This is a genomic window from Kocuria carniphila (assembly GCF_004136555.1).
GTDB lineage: Bacteria > Actinomycetota > Actinomycetes > Actinomycetales > Micrococcaceae > Kocuria > Kocuria carniphila.
The window spans coordinates 110,633-125,168 of the sequence record NZ_NOIT01000001.1; the positions used below are offsets into that span (position 1 = coordinate 110,633).

Annotated in this window: 15 protein-coding genes and 1 riboswitch; of the genes, 11 read left to right on the forward strand and 4 right to left on the reverse strand. The window is 64.4% G+C overall.

Annotation, left to right across the window (positions count from 1 at the left end; translation table 11 throughout):
- The first annotated feature begins 10 nt into the window (after positions 1-10).
- The gene (locus tag EWV37_RS00490; protein ID WP_129699390.1) at positions 11-286 is read left to right on the forward strand and encodes a hypothetical protein; all 276 of its coding nucleotides are present in this window, start codon (positions 11-13) and stop codon (positions 284-286) included.
- Positions 287-294: 8 nt separating this feature from the next.
- On the forward strand, positions 295-1,197 hold the full coding sequence (locus EWV37_RS00495) for a hypothetical protein (protein WP_129699391.1): 903 nt from the start codon (positions 295-297) through the stop codon (positions 1,195-1,197).
- Between the two features lie 8 nt (positions 1,198-1,205).
- Here EWV37_RS00495 and EWV37_RS15440 read toward each other — a convergent pair whose 3' ends face one another.
- Both EWV37_RS15440 and EWV37_RS00500 read right to left on the reverse strand, forming a co-directional pair.
- The gene (locus tag EWV37_RS15440) at positions 1,206-1,370 is read right to left on the reverse strand and encodes a hypothetical protein (protein ID WP_165189128.1); all 165 of its coding nucleotides are present in this window, start codon (positions 1,368-1,370) and stop codon (positions 1,206-1,208) included.
- A gap of 294 nt (positions 1,371-1,664) precedes the next feature.
- Complete coding sequence (locus tag EWV37_RS00500; protein ID WP_095797936.1) at positions 1,665-2,267, reverse strand: TetR/AcrR family transcriptional regulator; 603 nt, start codon at positions 2,265-2,267, stop codon at positions 1,665-1,667.
- 94 nt (positions 2,268-2,361) lie between these two features.
- Between EWV37_RS00500 and EWV37_RS00505 the strand changes: the two genes are divergently transcribed.
- From EWV37_RS00505 to EWV37_RS00525, 5 genes are all read left to right on the forward strand, one after another.
- On the forward strand, positions 2,362-2,868 hold the full coding sequence (locus EWV37_RS00505) for a DoxX family protein (protein WP_095797935.1): 507 nt from the start codon (positions 2,362-2,364) through the stop codon (positions 2,866-2,868).
- Positions 2,869-3,037: 169 nt separating this feature from the next.
- The gene (locus tag EWV37_RS00510; RefSeq protein WP_095797934.1) at positions 3,038-3,589 is read left to right on the forward strand and encodes a DUF2231 domain-containing protein; all 552 of its coding nucleotides are present in this window, start codon (positions 3,038-3,040) and stop codon (positions 3,587-3,589) included.
- A gap of 108 nt (positions 3,590-3,697) precedes the next feature.
- Positions 3,698-3,785, forward strand: a riboswitch (SAM riboswitch).
- 9 nt (positions 3,786-3,794) lie between these two features.
- Positions 3,795-4,667, forward strand: a complete 873-nt coding sequence (locus tag EWV37_RS00515; RefSeq protein WP_129699392.1) for an ABC transporter ATP-binding protein — start codon at positions 3,795-3,797, stop codon at positions 4,665-4,667.
- Positions 4,668-4,770: 103 nt separating this feature from the next.
- Complete coding sequence (locus EWV37_RS00520; RefSeq protein ID WP_129699393.1) at positions 4,771-5,841, forward strand: aliphatic sulfonate ABC transporter substrate-binding protein; 1,071 nt, start codon at positions 4,771-4,773, stop codon at positions 5,839-5,841.
- Positions 5,838-6,698 (forward strand): ABC transporter permease, encoded by an 861-nt coding sequence (locus EWV37_RS00525; protein ID WP_095797931.1) that lies wholly within the window; start codon positions 5,838-5,840, stop codon positions 6,696-6,698. The genes EWV37_RS00520 and EWV37_RS00525 overlap by 4 nt, the downstream gene beginning before the upstream one ends.
- A gap of 89 nt (positions 6,699-6,787) precedes the next feature.
- On the opposite strand, the gene EWV37_RS00530 is transcribed toward EWV37_RS00525, so the two are convergent.
- The gene (locus EWV37_RS00530; protein ID WP_129699394.1) at positions 6,788-7,258 is read right to left on the reverse strand and encodes a YflT domain-containing protein; all 471 of its coding nucleotides are present in this window, start codon (positions 7,256-7,258) and stop codon (positions 6,788-6,790) included.
- A gap of 86 nt (positions 7,259-7,344) precedes the next feature.
- Here EWV37_RS00530 and EWV37_RS00535 point away from each other — a divergent pair, with 86 nt between their 5' ends.
- A complete protein-coding gene (locus tag EWV37_RS00535; protein ID WP_129699395.1) occupies positions 7,345-7,830 on the forward strand; it encodes a MarR family winged helix-turn-helix transcriptional regulator in 486 nt (161 codons plus the stop codon).
- On the opposite strand, the gene glgA is transcribed toward EWV37_RS00535, so the two are convergent.
- The gene (gene glgA / locus EWV37_RS00540) at positions 7,812-9,005 is read right to left on the reverse strand and encodes a glycogen synthase (RefSeq protein WP_129699396.1); all 1,194 of its coding nucleotides are present in this window, start codon (positions 9,003-9,005) and stop codon (positions 7,812-7,814) included. The genes EWV37_RS00535 and glgA overlap by 19 nt on opposite strands.
- A 236-nt stretch (positions 9,006-9,241) precedes the next feature.
- On the opposite strand from glgA, the gene glgC reads away from it, so the two are divergent.
- The 3 genes from glgC to EWV37_RS00555 all read left to right on the forward strand — a co-directional run bounded on the left by glgC (position 9,242) and on the right by EWV37_RS00555 (position 14,531).
- Positions 9,242-10,486 (forward strand): glucose-1-phosphate adenylyltransferase, encoded by a 1,245-nt coding sequence (gene glgC, locus EWV37_RS00545; RefSeq protein WP_129699397.1) that lies wholly within the window; start codon positions 9,242-9,244, stop codon positions 10,484-10,486.
- Positions 10,487-10,663: 177 nt separating this feature from the next.
- A complete protein-coding gene (pepN, locus tag EWV37_RS00550) occupies positions 10,664-13,273 on the forward strand; it encodes an aminopeptidase N (RefSeq protein ID WP_238662969.1) in 2,610 nt (869 codons plus the stop codon).
- A 91-nt stretch (positions 13,274-13,364) separates the two neighbouring features.
- The gene (locus EWV37_RS00555) at positions 13,365-14,531 is read left to right on the forward strand and encodes a hypothetical protein (protein WP_129699398.1); all 1,167 of its coding nucleotides are present in this window, start codon (positions 13,365-13,367) and stop codon (positions 14,529-14,531) included.
- The last annotated feature ends 5 nt before the right edge of the window (positions 14,532-14,536 follow it).

Below are 14,536 nucleotides of genomic sequence, written 5' to 3' on the forward strand. Positions count from 1 at the left end.
GACTGGAGGCATGAACCTTCATACCAAGAATGGACGCCCGCTTCAGGTCAGCGGTGACTCTCTGTACTCGCGCTCGGGCGTCTACCTCGGCACTATCTCGAAGGGCAAGGTCTATGACCCAAGGGGCCGCTATGCGGGAACCATCGACGGTGATCGGGTGGTCTACAGAAGCACCGACAGCGGCTCGATGGGCAGTGCCACCATGTCAGGCAACAGGGCAGGAATCGCCACAGCGAACCTCGTTGGTTCAGCCACGTGGGGTGACGAACCGAACTTCCAGGACTGAGGAGCGACATGGACACGTTTTGGGGCCTGTCAGGCACCGCCTGGACAGCCCTCTACACCGTCCTTACCGCCCTGCTCCTCCTCACCGCTTGGGTGGCAGCGGGAATCGCCTGGGGCCAGTGGAGGGCGAGCCGCGATGCGGTGAAGGACGCGCGCAAGGCGCAGGCCGAGGCCAACCGTCCTTACGTCCTCGTCACTGCTGAACCCTCTGCTGCGAGTAGGCGGCTGTTCGACCTCTCGATTCGTAACATCGGCAAGCGTCCGGCCCTAGACCTCAGCGTTCGCCTCGATCCTCCACCCGTACGGGCCGAGGAGGTCGACGGGCACGAGTTCGCCAAGATGAAGATGCTGACCGAACCCATCGTCATGCTCGCGCCTGACCAAGAGATGCGTGCGTTCTGGGACAGCCACGTCGAGCGCCACGGCGTGGTCCGGCCCACTTCGCATCAGGTGCACCTCACCTACAAGGACTCCTCGGGCGCAACTTACGAGGAGACCTCCGTGATCGACTTGGACGCGATGCAGGGGAGCATGCACACCGAGGTCAAGACCCTTCATGACGTGGGCAAGTCCTTGGACGAGATCAAGAAGGTCCTCAAAGGGGCGGCACTTTTATCCCGGAACGGCTCGGTAGACGTTCAGGCTGTCACCGAGTCCTACGAGGCTCACAAGCACCGCCTGGCCATGGAAGGGCACACGCGCCTGCGGGCGAACCTGGAGTCTCTACAGGGCTGGCGGGAGAAGCGGCCCGAGATCATCTCCGATTTAGAGGACCGCATAGCCCGACTGGAGGCAAATCATCCCTTCCTCATTGAGGGGACGGGAGACGCATCCCTCACGCCACGCTGGTCGACAAAGTGGAGGCGTCTGGCAACGCGCCTTCGCGCCCTAGCGTCCCGACAGAGGCAGTAGGAGCCGGACTACCTATCCGCGATCCACGCCTCTCCCAAGAGCACGGACACGACGGCGTACTCGGTGCGGTCGCGGTCGAGATCGGGGACGAGGTGGGTGGGGTAGTGCGTGGCGCGCTCGGCTGCGTCGAAGACCGTGGAGATCAGGGTCTGCTGGTTGGTCGCTCTCTTCATGTGCCTGGACTGTAGCCAGGCGCAGCGACATTCGACAGGAGTTCTTAGTGGGTTCGGGCTTGGTGCTCGGCGTACTGTGGTGCTTGACTAGCGGCTGCGGCCCATCACACAGGGCTTCGAGGCGCTACGGAAATCTCACCTAGAGTGCGACAACAGCAGCCTGTCCTGCGCAGCCAATCTGAGATAACCCCTAGTTGCGTGTCTCATATCAAATGCGGAAGGTCACTGGCGCTCCCCTCGATCGCCGGACCGGGCTCCCATCACGTGAGTGCTGTCAGTCCGATCAGCGATGCCTCAGCTGCCCGTTGTTGGTTCGGAACTTGGCGACGAAAAGAGCAGCCTCGCGATATCGCGTGCTGCGGCCTCGGGGTCTTCACCCAGCCACGGCGGCAAGGCGTTGTTCAGCCACAGCGTGGCGAATCCGTGCACGAGTGACCATGCAGCAACCCCTCCGACGTGGACATCGCGATCACCTCTTTGCTCGGAGGGCATGTTTTCGACGCCGCCATACAGCGCGTTGGTTGCACGCTGCCGGGCCGCCACTACCCCGGTGTCGCCTGCCCGATAGAGATCTGGGCGGAACATCACCTCGAAGTGAGCTCGATGGTCGACCGCAAAGCGCACATAAGCCACGCCCACTTCGAGGAAATCGCCGCTGCGCTGCTGTTCCGCGTCGAGCGCCTCGGCAAGAAGTTCGAATCCCTGCGTGGCCAGGGCAGTCAACAGCCCGGCCTTGTCGCCGAAATGATGTGCCGGCGCCGCATGGGATACGCCAGCGCGCCTTGCCAGATCGCGCATGCTAAGTCGCTCGGGACCAGATTCGGTAATCACGGCCACCGCGGCACTCAGTATCGCCCGTGCGAGATCGCCGTGATGGTACGGCTTTGTCGTCTTCACTCTTTGAGACTATCCACCTATCTAGTCATTGACAAGACTGGATCGCGAGCGCATCCTGACAGTGTCTAGATTGACACTTCGGAAGGAAGACGTTATGGAACCCCTGATTGTTCTTGTAGTGGTCACACTCGCAGTGCGAGCGGCCGGCATGGCACGGTTCAGTCGTTTGAGACCGTGGCGAATCGCCTTGCGCGGCGGTCTGGCGGCGATGTTCTTCATGACCGGCGTAGTCCACTTCGTTGGAATGCGTGCGGAAATGATCGAAATGGTCCCGCCTGCCCTCCCAGCGCCCGAGCTACTCGTGACGGTGACCGGCGTACTGGAACTGCTCGGCACCCTCGGCCTGCTATGGTCCCGAACTGCACCGTGGGCCGCCGGAGGGCTAGCGCTCATGCTGGTCGCCATGTTCCCGGCGAACGTTTACGCCGCAGTTTCCGGCCTCACGAGCGGCCCCATGGAAGCGCTGCTCCCCCGGACCCTGATTCAGATCGTTTTCCTGGCGGCCACCTTGGCTGTAGCGGTCCCACATTTTCGTGATCGACGGCGAATCGGCCGGGATGCCGGGCGACGGTCATCTGAAGAGGTCATCGTGAACTCTTAGCGAGGATGCTCAATCTGTGCCTCGATGCACGAGTCTGTCTCCGGACCCTACCCAAGTTTCCTCAGCACGCTTAGAGTGAGTTCACGGCCGATCAAGTGACCCAAGGCACCGTGCGCTTCCAGCGTCCCGGCCTCGCGGTGTCGAGAATGGAACGCCCAGGAGGCACCCCGTGATCAAAGCATTGCAGCAGCTCACCGACCGGATCGAACAGACGAACTCGCTGGACTCCGTCATCGCCTTCGCCAAGGAAAATGCCGGCCCCATCATGAAACAACCGATGGTGAGCAAGGTACTGAGCGGGGATTTCCTGGGCCATCCGCTGCATCCCATGCTGACCGATATCCCCATCGGCGCGTGGAGCATGTCGGCACTCTTAGATGTCTTGGGTGGCGAGGAGCTAGAGGATGCATCAGCCATCCTGGTGGGCGTTGGCGTGCTCAGTGCAATCCCCACGGCGGCCACCGGTCTGCACGATTGGCAGACCACTAAGGGTGCGACCAGTCGCGTGGGATTCGTCCACGCGGCGACCATGGACGTGACCGTCTTGCTGTACTCCGGGTCGCTTCTTGCACGGGTGACCGGACACCACACTCCCGGCAAGCTGCTGGGCTTGGCCGGACTGGGTGTCATGACAGTGGGTGGCTTCCTGGGTGGACACCTCACATACTCCATGGGGGTCAACGTGGAGCAGGAGGGACCCACGCTGCGGGCAGTGAAGTAACCGTCCAAAGAGGCGAACAACCGCCTCCGGAGACCCAAGAAACTCACTCCATGACCGGTCATATTTCGGGCAATTTGGTGCGCGCCACACTCCCGCGTTAGTTTTGAGCGACCATCCCGAGCGGCCGAGAGACCTGGATCAGTGACGCCGCAGCAACCGGCTTTGTGCAAGGTGCTACCGCCAGGACCGATGGAGTGATTACACCATGTCTCTTGATGCCAGCACGTCCGTTCGCGCGGAAGAAACCGCCACAGATACGGGCTCCGGGCAACATCAAACCGGAACACGGGGCAAAACGTCGCAAGCGCTGTCCGTGCGCTTCGCCAATGTCTGCCGGGCCTTCCCGGGCAAGAACGGCAACGAACCGCACGTGGTGCTCAAAGACATCACCCTGGACGTCGTCCCCGGTGAGGTTCTCGCCATTCTCGGCCCCAGCGGCTCCGGTAAGTCCACGCTGCTGCGCGCAGCATCAGGTCTGGACGCGCCCACCCAGGGAACCGTTCTGATCGACGGAACGCCAGTGAACGGAATCGACGACCGCTGCGCCGTCGCCTTCCAGGAGCCGCGGCTGCTCCCCTGGCAGAACATCCACAAGAACGTGGAACTCGGCTTGCCGCAGGGCACTCCCAAGGCAGAGGGACAGGAACGCGTCGAGCGGCTCCTGGAACTGGTAGAACTCGCTGAATTCGCTCATTTGCGCCCGCGTGAGGTGTCCGGAGGCATGGCGCAGCGCACCTCCCTGGCCCGAGCGCTGGCCCGCCGGCCAGGTGTGTTGCTCCTCGACGAACCCTTCGGCGCCCTCGATGCCCTGACCCGTTTGAAGATGCAGGATCTCCTCCTGCAGGTCCACGAAGCCCACCCCACCACGGTGTTGCTCGTGACCCACGACGTGGATGAAGCCCTCCAGCTGGCCGACCGCATCGTGGTGCTGGGCCGCAAACCCCGCGAGACGGCGGCGTCGATCGCGCACGTCTTCACCGTGCCCGGCGACCGCCCGCGTAATCGCAGCGACGAACAACTGGGCCGAATGCGCCTGACGCTGCTCTCCGGCCTGGGCGTCGACACCCACCGCCACTAACGCCACACCCCGCCCATTTCGGGCTACCCCACACCCAGTTTTCGGGCCCCGAGTCTCTCGACCGGCCTACTCGCACTGCACACGATCCCCTGGAGGTCCCACCATGAATCCGTCCAAAAACACGCCGTCTCGCCGTTCCGTTCTGAGAGCGGGGGCCTTGGGCCTGGGTGCCGTGACGCTCTCCGGTTTTCTGAGCGCATGCGCCGGTGAAGGCTCCGGCGGCGAGAACATTCCGAGCCAGGGCGGCGGGGACGGAGAGGCCTTTACCCTCAACATCGACTTCGCCACGTACAACCCGTTGAGCCTGGTGATCAAGGAAAAGGGCTGGCTCGAGGAGACGTTGAAGGACCAGAACGTCACCGTGAACTGGGTCCAGTCGGCCGGCTCGAACAAGGCCAACGAGAACTTGCGCGCGGAAGCCATCCACGTCGGTTCGACCGCCGGATCCGCGGCCCTTCTGGCACGCTCCAACAACTCGCCCATCAAGGTGGTCTCGCTCTACAGCCGTCCGGAGTGGGCCGCGCTGGTGGTCCCCGCCGATTCCGAGATCACCGAGGTCGCAGATCTCAAGGGCAAGTCAGTGGCCGCGACCAAGGGCACCGACCCGTATTTCTTCCTGCTCCAGGCCCTGCAGGACGCAGGCGTGGACCCCGGCGAGGTCACCGTTCAGAACCTGCAGCACGCGGACGGCCGCTCCGCCATGGAGAACGGTTCCGTGGATGCATGGAGCGGACTGGACCCGATCATGGCCGGCGCCGAAGAGAAGGGCGCCGAGCTCTTCTTCCGCAATCTGGAATTCAACACCTACGGATTCCTGAACGCCAAGGAGTCCTTCCTGGAAGACAAGCCGGAGATCGCGCAGACCGTGGTCGATGCCTATGAGTACGCCCGCGAATGGGCCGCAGAGAACGTTGACGAAACCGTCAAGATTCTCGCCGAGGTCGCAGGTCTGGACGAGTCGGTCGCGCGCAAGGTCATCGCGGAACGCTCCAACCTGGACGTCGATCCGGTTCCCGGCGACGCCCAGCTCGAAGTCCTGCGCCGCGTAGGCCCGTACCTGGTGGAGTCCGGTGACGTCTCCAGTCAGTCCCAGGTGGACGACGCCCTCGACACCATCATCGACGCCTCCTTCATCGAGAAGGCCGACCCCTCGACCATCAAGGCTGACGCATGAGCACCTCGGTAGAAACTCCCTCGCCCAAGAATTCGAACGCGACCGATACAGCGAACGACGACGCCGCCCTGCAGCCTCGCGTCGCCGGTCCCCTACGCCGCGGCGTAGGGGCCAAACGCGCCGTCCTCGGTGCCATCGTCCCGTTAGTTCTGCTCCTGCTGTGGTGGTTGTCCACCAGCGTCTTGGGGATCTTCTCCCCCGTTCAGCTACCGTCTCCGGGCTCGGTGGTCGAGGCTGGGATCGATCTGGCTCAGCGGGGAGAACTGTGGACCCACGTGGGCATCTCGGTGCAGCGCGTTCTGCTGGGCTTTGCAATCGGCGCCGTGTTGGGACTAACATTCGGCTCCCTCGTGGGCCTGTCCAAGTGGGCGGATGCTCTCCTCACCCCCACCATCGGTGCCTTCCGCGCGGTTCCCAGCCTGGCGTGGGTTCCGCTGCTGATCCTGTGGATGAAGATCGGCGAGGACTCCAAGGTCACCCTGATCGCCATTGGCGCGTTCTTCCCCATCTTCACCACCGTCTACATGGCGCTCCGTCACGTGGACAAAAACTTGGTGGAAGCCGGCCGTGCGTTCGGGCTCTCCGGGCTCAAGCTGCTGACCACCATTCAGTTGCCCGCGGTCGTTCCGTCCGTGTTCTCCGGTCTCCGACTGGCGCTCGCGCAGGCCTGGCTATTCCTGGTCGCCGCCGAACTCATCGCCAGCTCCATGGGCCTGGGCTTCCTACTGACCGATTCGCAGAACAACGGTCGAACGGACCGGCTGCTTTTGGCGATCATCTTGTTGGCCGTGATCGGCAAGATCACGGACGCGATCCTCGGCGTGGTCGAGCGGAAAGCCGTGAGCCGCTGGGCCTGATTCGCACTGCTTCTTAACCGCCGACGCCGGGTGGTCACCTCTGTGAGGTGACCACCCGGCGTCGTTATGGCTAGGCGTGGGGCCGGCGCTTAGCGGCCGAGCACGCTCATGGCTTCGTTGGCGCGGGAAGCCTGGACCTGGACCAGGTAGGTCTCGGCGGCCATGGTCTTGAGGGACTTGAAGTCACGCTTACCGCCGGTGGCCAGGTGGGCGACGAAACCGAAGATCGCACCCCAGATAGCGCCGATGACCACGGACCACAGGATAATCGAGAGCAGACCGAAGCCGGGTGCGAAGAGGCCGAAGAGGATACCGATGAACAGGCCGAACCATGCACCGGAGCCGAGTCCTGCCAGAGCTGCGCGGCCCTTGGTCATGCGGCCGGTGACGAACTCCTCGGAGCGCAAGCCTTCGCCCACGATCTTGATGGTGGAGACGTCGAATTCCCTATCGGAGAGCTGATCGACGACGGCTTGTGCCTCGGCGTAATCCGGGAACCGGGCAATGGTCTCGTAGCGCACGTCGGACTGGATGTCGGTGGTGTGGATGGGCTCAGTCATGCTTCCTCCTGCAATTGTTGGATGCTTCAAACTGTTATAGTTTGACTCTACCAACCACTTTTTGCGGTAACAAGCAGGGTGATGACATGAGCGGTGAGACAACGAACACAGTGACGGTAATGGCCCGGACCATGTCGGCCCTGGGGCGACTCACCACGCGGTCCAGGATGCGGCGGGAGCTCGGCGGTCAGAGCGCCAAACTCTCCCCCACCGACATGTGGCTGGTTGACCGAGTCAGTGAGTTCGGTCCGGCGCGCATGTCCGAGCTGGCCACATGGCAATCCGTGGATCGCTCGACCATGACCACGCAGGTCGGCAAGCTCGAGAAGATGGGCCTGGTGCAGCGTGCACCGGACCCGCAGGACCGCCGCGCCATTGTGGTGTCGGTGACCGAGGCGGGGCGCCAGTTGCACGAAGAAAGCCGCGCAGCTGCCTGCGCGGCTTTCGACAGTATGTTGGCCGACTGGAGTGATGCGGAGCGCAGTCGGCTGACCGAGTCACTCACCCACCTGGTGGACAGTCTGGAGAGGCATCTCTCCACCAAGTCCGAAGATCACAGCACGGAGCGGTAGACCTCCAGGGTCCGCTCCGCAATGGTCTCCCAGGCGAAGTGTTCCTGGGCGCGCTTGCGTCCGGCGATGCCCATCTGGCGAGCGCGTTCGGGGTCGCTGACCACGTCGATCAGTGCGGCTGCGAAGTCGTCCACGAACTTCTGGGGATCCAGCGGGGTTCCGGTGCCGTCGGTGACCTGTTCGATGGGAACCAGTCGCCCGGTCTCACCGTCCACGACCACCTCGGGGATGCCGCCCGTGGCGGAAGCAACCACGGCGGAGCCGCAGGCCATGGCCTCGAGGTTCACGATGCCCAGGGGTTCGTACACGGAGGGGCACGCAAACGCGGTGGCGTGGGACAGGATCTGAATGACCTCGCGGCGGGGCAGCATCTTCTCGATGAGGACCACGCCGGTGCGCTTGGCCTTGAGCTCGTCGATGAGCCCGTTGACCTCGGCGGCGAGCGCGGGGGTGTCGGCGGCGCCGGCGCACAGTACGAGCTGCACCTCGGGCGGCAGCTGCAGGGCGGCGCGCAACAGGTAGGGCACGCCCTTCTGGCGGGTCACGCGGCCGACGAACACCACGGAGGGGCGCTCGGGGTCGATGCCGTACTCCTCCAGGACGTCGGTGTTCGGGTCGTGATCCCACTGAGAGACGTCGATGCCGTTGTGCACGGTGCGCACACGGGCCGGGTCAACGTTGGGGTAGGAACGCAGGATGTCATCGCGCATTCCGTCGGAGACGGCGATGATCGCGGCGGCCGCTTCGTACGCGGTCTTCTCGGTGAAGGAGGACACGCGGTAGCCGCCACCGAGCTGTTCGGCCTTCCACGGGCGCAAGGGCTCCAAAGAGTGGGCGGAGAGCACGTGGGGAATGTCGTACATCAGGGAGGACAGGTGCCCGCCCATGTTGGCGTACCAGGTGTGGGAATGTACGACGTCAGCGCCGGACACATCACCCACCATCCCGAGATCCACGCCCAGCGTCTGGATCGCGGCGTTCGCCGAGGACAACTCTTCCGGCACCGGATAGGCCTTGACGGTTGCTCCGTGGAAGTCGGGTTCACGCGGGGCGCCGAAGCACCGCACGTTCAGGTCCACCAGTGGCGCGAGGACTCGGGAGAGCTCGGCCACGTGCACCCCCGCTCCCCCGTAGATCTCGGGCGGGAACTCTTTGCTCAAAATGTCTACTCGCACACTGCGAGCCTAGACCACATGCACCGGCCCGCCCCAGGGTTACGGCGAGCGCCACGGAAAGGCGACCTGGAGCGGCGCGGCACTCAAGCCGTACTCCTAAGGAAACTTACGCAATGTTTCGTGCGACACGATGGCGGAGGCAAGGAATTGGGACACAATAGCGGTGAAGGCCAGTCGTTGGGGATTGCGCGTTTCAGCCCTCCGGCTATGACTCGAACGGGAAGTGAGAGCTACATATGTCACGCAAGAAGAAGGTTTTGGCCATTGTCTTGGCCGGCGGTGAGGGCAAACGTCTGATGCCGCTCACGGAGGACCGGGCCAAGCCCGCGGTTCCCTTCGGTGGCGGTTACCGTTTGATCGACTTCGCGCTGTCCAACCTGGTCAATTCGGGGTACCTGCAGATCGTGGTGCTCACCCAGTACAAGTCCCATTCCCTGGACCGTCACCTCTCGGAGACGTGGCGCCTGTCCACGCAGTTGGGCAACTATGTGGCCTCGGTGCCCGCGCAGCAACGCCGCGGCAAGGACTGGTTCCTGGGCTCGGCCAACGCGATCTACCAGTCCATGAACCTCATTGATGACGCCGATCCGGACATTGTGGTCGTGGTGGGCGCGGATCACGTGTACCGCATGGACTTCTCGGACATGGTCGACTTCCACATCAAGTCCGGTGCCAAGGCCACGGTGGCCGGTGTGCGTCAGACCATGGACATGGTGACCTCGTTCGGCGTGATCGAGACGGACCCCAATGATGTCTCCAAGATCAGCCGGTTCGTGGAGAAGCCCCAGTCCACCGCCCCGCTGCCCGATGACCCCAATGCGTTCCTGGCATCGATGGGCAACTACGTGTTCGACCGCGACGCCCTGGTGGAAGCGCTGCGTTACGACGAGCAGCAAGAGGGCACCAAGCACGACATGGGCGGTGACATCATGCCGTACTTCTCCGATCGTGGAGAGGCAGCGGTCTACGACTTCACCAACAACAACGTACCCGGTTCCACCGACCGCGACCGTCAGTACTGGCGCGACGTGGGCACGTTGGACTCCTACTACGACTCCCACATGGACCTGATCCGTCCGCTGCCGGTGTTCAACCTGTACAACTACTCGTGGCCGCTGTACACCCACCAGATCATGGCTCCGCCGGCCAAGACCGTGCGCGGACCCAATGGCCAGCCGGGTGTGGCGCTGGATTCGATCGTCTCCCCGGGTGTGCTGATCACCGGTGGTCGCGTGGAGTCCTCGGTGCTCGCCTCCAAGGTGGTGGTGGAACACGACGCCCGGGTCTCCGAATCCGTGATCATGCAGAACGTCCGCGTGGGTGCCGGTGCACAGGTGCACCGGGCGATCATCGACAAGAACATGGTGATCCCCCCGGGAGCCACCATTGGTATCAACAAGGAAGAGGACCTGGCCCGCGGCTTCACGGTCACCGATTCCGGCCTGACGGTCGCGCCCAAGAACTTCAAGTTCGAACGCTGACACCACGCAACACATGAGCGAGTGCCCGGGTCGGAAACGGCCCGGGCATTTCGTTGTCCCCGGCGTGACCAGCACCCCATTAACACCCCCATTAGCTCCCCGACCAGCATCCCGACCAGCACCCTTACCACCCACCTACTGGCCCCCGCCCAGGTTGTGCTGCCTAGAATGATGCATATGGTGCAAAGTTCCCTGACCCGAGCCGAAGCAACGACCCGTGCGGAACAGATCAGGGTGGCCTCCTATGACGTCACGGTGGATCTGTCCGGCGCGCTGGACCCGGCGCAGACCACGTTCGGTTCCCAGGTGACCGTTCGCTTCACGGCGGAGGATGGCGCGGAGACGTTCATCGACTTCATCCACGATTCCATCTCCCTGGTCGAGCTCAACGGCGACGAACTGGACGTCGACGACGTCGTGGAAGGCTCCCGGATCCGGCTGCCCGAACTCGAGGGCGCCAACGAACTCACCGTGGTCGGCCGCGCCCTCTACTCCCGTTCCGGTGAGGGCCTGCACCGGTACGTGGATCCGCAGGACGGCAGCGTCTACACCTACACCCAGTACGAACCCGCCGATTGCCGCCGCGTGTTCCCGGTGTTCGAGCAGCCGGACCTCAAGGCGTCCTTCACCTTCACGGTCATCACTCCCCCGGAGTGGATCGCCGGCTCCAACGGGGAACACCTCGGATCAGAAGCCGCCGGCACCAGCGACGTTCCCGGCGCCGTCGCCCACGAGTTCGCGCCCACCGAGCGCATCTCCACCTACATCACCACCATCCTGGCCGGCCCCTACACCAAGGTCACCGACGAATGGCAGGGCGCGGACGTCCAGGGCGAGACCCAGACGGTTCCCCTGGCCCTCTACTGCCGGCGAGCGCTCGCCGAGCACCTGGATTCGGACGAACTCTTCGCCGTGACCAAGCAGGGTTTGGATTTCTTCACCGAGTTGTTCGCTTTCGACTACCCGTTCGGGAAGTACGAGCAGGCGTTCGTGCCGGAGTACAACCTGGGCGCCATGGAGAACCCCGGCCTGGTCACCCTCACAGAGGACTACCTGTTCCCGTCCGGGGCCACGCGCACGCAGCTGGCCGGCCGCGCGAACACCATGCTCCACGAGATGTGCCACATGTGGTTCGGGGACCTGGTCACCATGAAGTGGTGGGATGACCTGTGGCTCAAGGAGTCCTTCGCCGAGTTCATGGGCGCGTACGCGTCCGTGCGGGCCACCGAGTACGACGACGCCTGGGTCGCCTTTGCGCTCGGCCGCAAGGAATGGGCCTATCGCCAGGACCAGTTGCCCACCACGCACCCGATCGTCGCGGACATCGTGGACCTGGAGGCCGCCCGCCAGAACTTCGACGGCATCACCTACGCCAAGGGCGCCTCGGTCCTCAAGCAGCTGGTCGCGTTCGTGGGTGAGGAAGCCTTCATCGACGCGTGCCGCGCCTACTTCCGCCGTTACGCGTTCGGCAACACCGACCTCAACGACTTCCTCACGGTTCTGGACGAGGCCTGCGAGGCCGACGTGCGCTCCTGGGCCGATGCCTGGTTACTCACCACGGGTGTCCCCCACCTGGAGGCGGGCGTCGAACGCGAGCCCGACGGCGCGATCTCCGCCGTCTCTCTCACCCAGACCTCGGACGCGCCCCGCCCTCACGTGGTGGCCGTGAGCACCTACGCCCCCGACAACTCGGGACAGTTGCTCCTGCAGCGCAGCACCGAGGTACGTGTGGATCCGGACGAGCCGACCACCGAGCTTCCCGAGCTCCTGGGCGATACCTCCCCCGTGGTCCTGGTCAACGACCGCGACCTCACCTACTGCCTGGCCTCCCCCGGTACCGACGGCCTCACAGCGCTCGCCGACGCCGCTCACCTCCTGAGGGAGCCCCTCGCCCGGGCGCTGGCCCACTCGCAGTTGTGGGCGGCCGTCCGCGACGGCTCTCTGGATCCCCGCGACTACGTGCGCCTGGTCGCCCAGCACGGCATCACCGAGCAGCACAGCAGCATCCTCACGACCATCGTGGACCGTGCGCTCGAAGCGCTCGAGAGTTTCACCCCGCCGCGCTTGCGCACTCCCCTGCGCGGCGAACTCCTCGACGCCCTGCACACCGGCATGTTGAACGCGGAGCACGGAACGGATGCACAACTGATCCTCACCCGCGCCTTCGCCCGCCTGTCCACCAAGGACGGCGCGCACGCCCAGACCATCAAGGAGCTGCTCAGCGGCAGCAGGAAACTGCCCGGCCTGGACCTGGGCTCCCAGCTCACCTGGGCACTGTGGACCGCCCAGGCCGCCACGGCCCACGCCACGCACTCGCAGCTCGACAAGGCTCTCAAGACTGACCCGTCCCGCGAGGGCCGCCTGGGCTACGTGCGCGCCGTCGCCGCGATGCCCGCGGAGGAAGCCAAGGCGCAGGCGTGGAAGGCCATCACCCTGGGGCGGCTGTCCAATGACGAACTCTCGGCCACGATCTCCGGCTTCCAGCTGGGCGACCCCGCGCAGCTGAAGAACTACCAGGACTCCTACTTCGCCTGCATCTCGCACTGGTGGGACGAGCACTCCATGGAGATCGCCACCCGGATGATCCGTGGACTGTACCCGCGCGCGGTGGATGCGGAAGCGGCGTCGTCGGCGGAGGAGAATCCCGTGGCCCTGGCCACGCAGGACTGGCTGAACGTCAACGGGCAAGCGCCCGGGGCGCTGCGACGTATCATGACGGAACTACTGGATGACGCGCGCCGGGCCCTGAAACTGCAGGCCGGAGTGCTGGCTCGCCAGAACCGGTAGGTAGCCAACGGTCGCAAGTGTTGCCGATGGATCGAGAGTATTTCGTGAGAAGCTGGGAGCGATAGGCGCTGCCGCTACAGCGAGGGAGACCATGACCGATTACGCGCTCAACGACCGAGGGTCCTTGGACGTTGTCACCGAGAACTTCTACGACACCGAGATCATGCGAGTGTTCGGCGGGCTGTCGGTTGGTCGTTCGCAGACGTGGACGGGACTGGCCGCACTGGTGCCGGAACCGGACCACCCCTTCGATCCGCGCACCATCTCCGTGCGCATCGGTGAGAACAAGGTGGCCCACCTGCCCGCGCAGGACGCTCACCGCTACTGGGATCCCATTGCGCGCGTGGTGGCCTCCGGGTACACCCCCGTGGTGCCCCTGAAACTGGACGCGCGGCTGGAACGCAACGACGGCCTCGCTGAAGTGGACGCGACCGCGATCATCTCGATCGCTCCCCCGGATCTGCTGTTCCCCATCAACCCCGCGCCCATCCAGGCCGCCGTGTTGCCACAGGGGTCCTCGATCAAGGTTTTGGACGAGCAGGATTTCGCCGAGTACCTGCACTCCATCGTGCCCGCCAGCGGTGAGGGGCGCGTGATCGTCACGCTGGAGGCCAACAAGGTCCGCAACTCGCACGGCGTCACCGTGGACACCGTGGACGTGCTCTACGAACGCAAGCAGGTGGGCCGGCTGTCCACGCAGATGTCGCAGCAGTTCATCCCCATCATCAACCACGCGTTCGACCACAACCTGCTCACCGCAGCGTGGGGCACCATTCGCGGTTCCGCGTTCGAGGTGTCCATGACCCTGCAGGCCGCCCGCGCCTCCGAGGTCCCGGACGCCTGGTACGAGGAACTACCCAACGACGTTCCCGAGCTCGTCGAAGAGGCCGAAACCTACGACGTGCCCCCGGCCTACATCCCGGTCGAAACCGACCGCGGCCGCAACTCCAAGAAATGGCGCAAGGGCTACACCGCCGCGCACCCGCAGGGGCCCGCCGACGCCGCCGCTTCGCGCCCTGCCGCGGGCAGCTCACGTGTCGCGGAGGATCCGCTGGCCATCGGTGATCGGCCCGCCTCCGATCGGCGCCGCGCACCCAAGGGCGCGAAAGCTGCTGTGCTGGCGCTGGCTCTGCTGACCTTGGTGTTGATTGTGGGCGCCGTGGTGATGATCTCGTTCGAGCCCTTGGCCACCACGCTGTTCGCCATTGTGGCTGTGGCTACCGGTTTCATGGCCTTCTATCTCAATCGAACGTTGTAAGGCAG

Coding starts and splice junctions, on each gene's coding strand:
- EWV37_RS00490 (WP_129699390.1), top strand. CDS start 11: ATGAACCTTCATACCAAGAATGGACGCCCGCTTCAGGTCAGCGGTGAC.
- EWV37_RS00495 (WP_129699391.1), top strand. CDS start 295: ATGGACACGTTTTGGGGCCTGTCAGGCACCGCCTGGACAGCCCTCTAC.
- EWV37_RS15440 (WP_165189128.1), bottom strand. CDS start 1,370: ATGAAGAGAGCGACCAACCAGCAGACCCTGATCTCCACGGTCTTCGAC.
- EWV37_RS00505 (WP_095797935.1), top strand. CDS start 2,362: ATGGAACCCCTGATTGTTCTTGTAGTGGTCACACTCGCAGTGCGAGCG.
- EWV37_RS00515 (WP_129699392.1), top strand. CDS start 3,795: ATGTCTCTTGATGCCAGCACGTCCGTTCGCGCGGAAGAAACCGCCACA.
- EWV37_RS00520 (WP_129699393.1), top strand. CDS start 4,771: ATGAATCCGTCCAAAAACACGCCGTCTCGCCGTTCCGTTCTGAGAGCG.
- EWV37_RS00525 (WP_095797931.1), top strand. CDS start 5,838: ATGAGCACCTCGGTAGAAACTCCCTCGCCCAAGAATTCGAACGCGACC.
- EWV37_RS00530 (WP_129699394.1), bottom strand. CDS start 7,258: ATGACTGAGCCCATCCACACCACCGACATCCAGTCCGACGTGCGCTAC.
- EWV37_RS00535 (WP_129699395.1), top strand. CDS start 7,345: ATGAGCGGTGAGACAACGAACACAGTGACGGTAATGGCCCGGACCATG.
- glgC (WP_129699397.1), top strand. CDS start 9,242: ATGTCACGCAAGAAGAAGGTTTTGGCCATTGTCTTGGCCGGCGGTGAG.
- pepN (WP_238662969.1), top strand. CDS start 10,664: ATGGTGCAAAGTTCCCTGACCCGAGCCGAAGCAACGACCCGTGCGGAA.
- EWV37_RS00555 (WP_129699398.1), top strand. CDS start 13,365: ATGACCGATTACGCGCTCAACGACCGAGGGTCCTTGGACGTTGTCACC.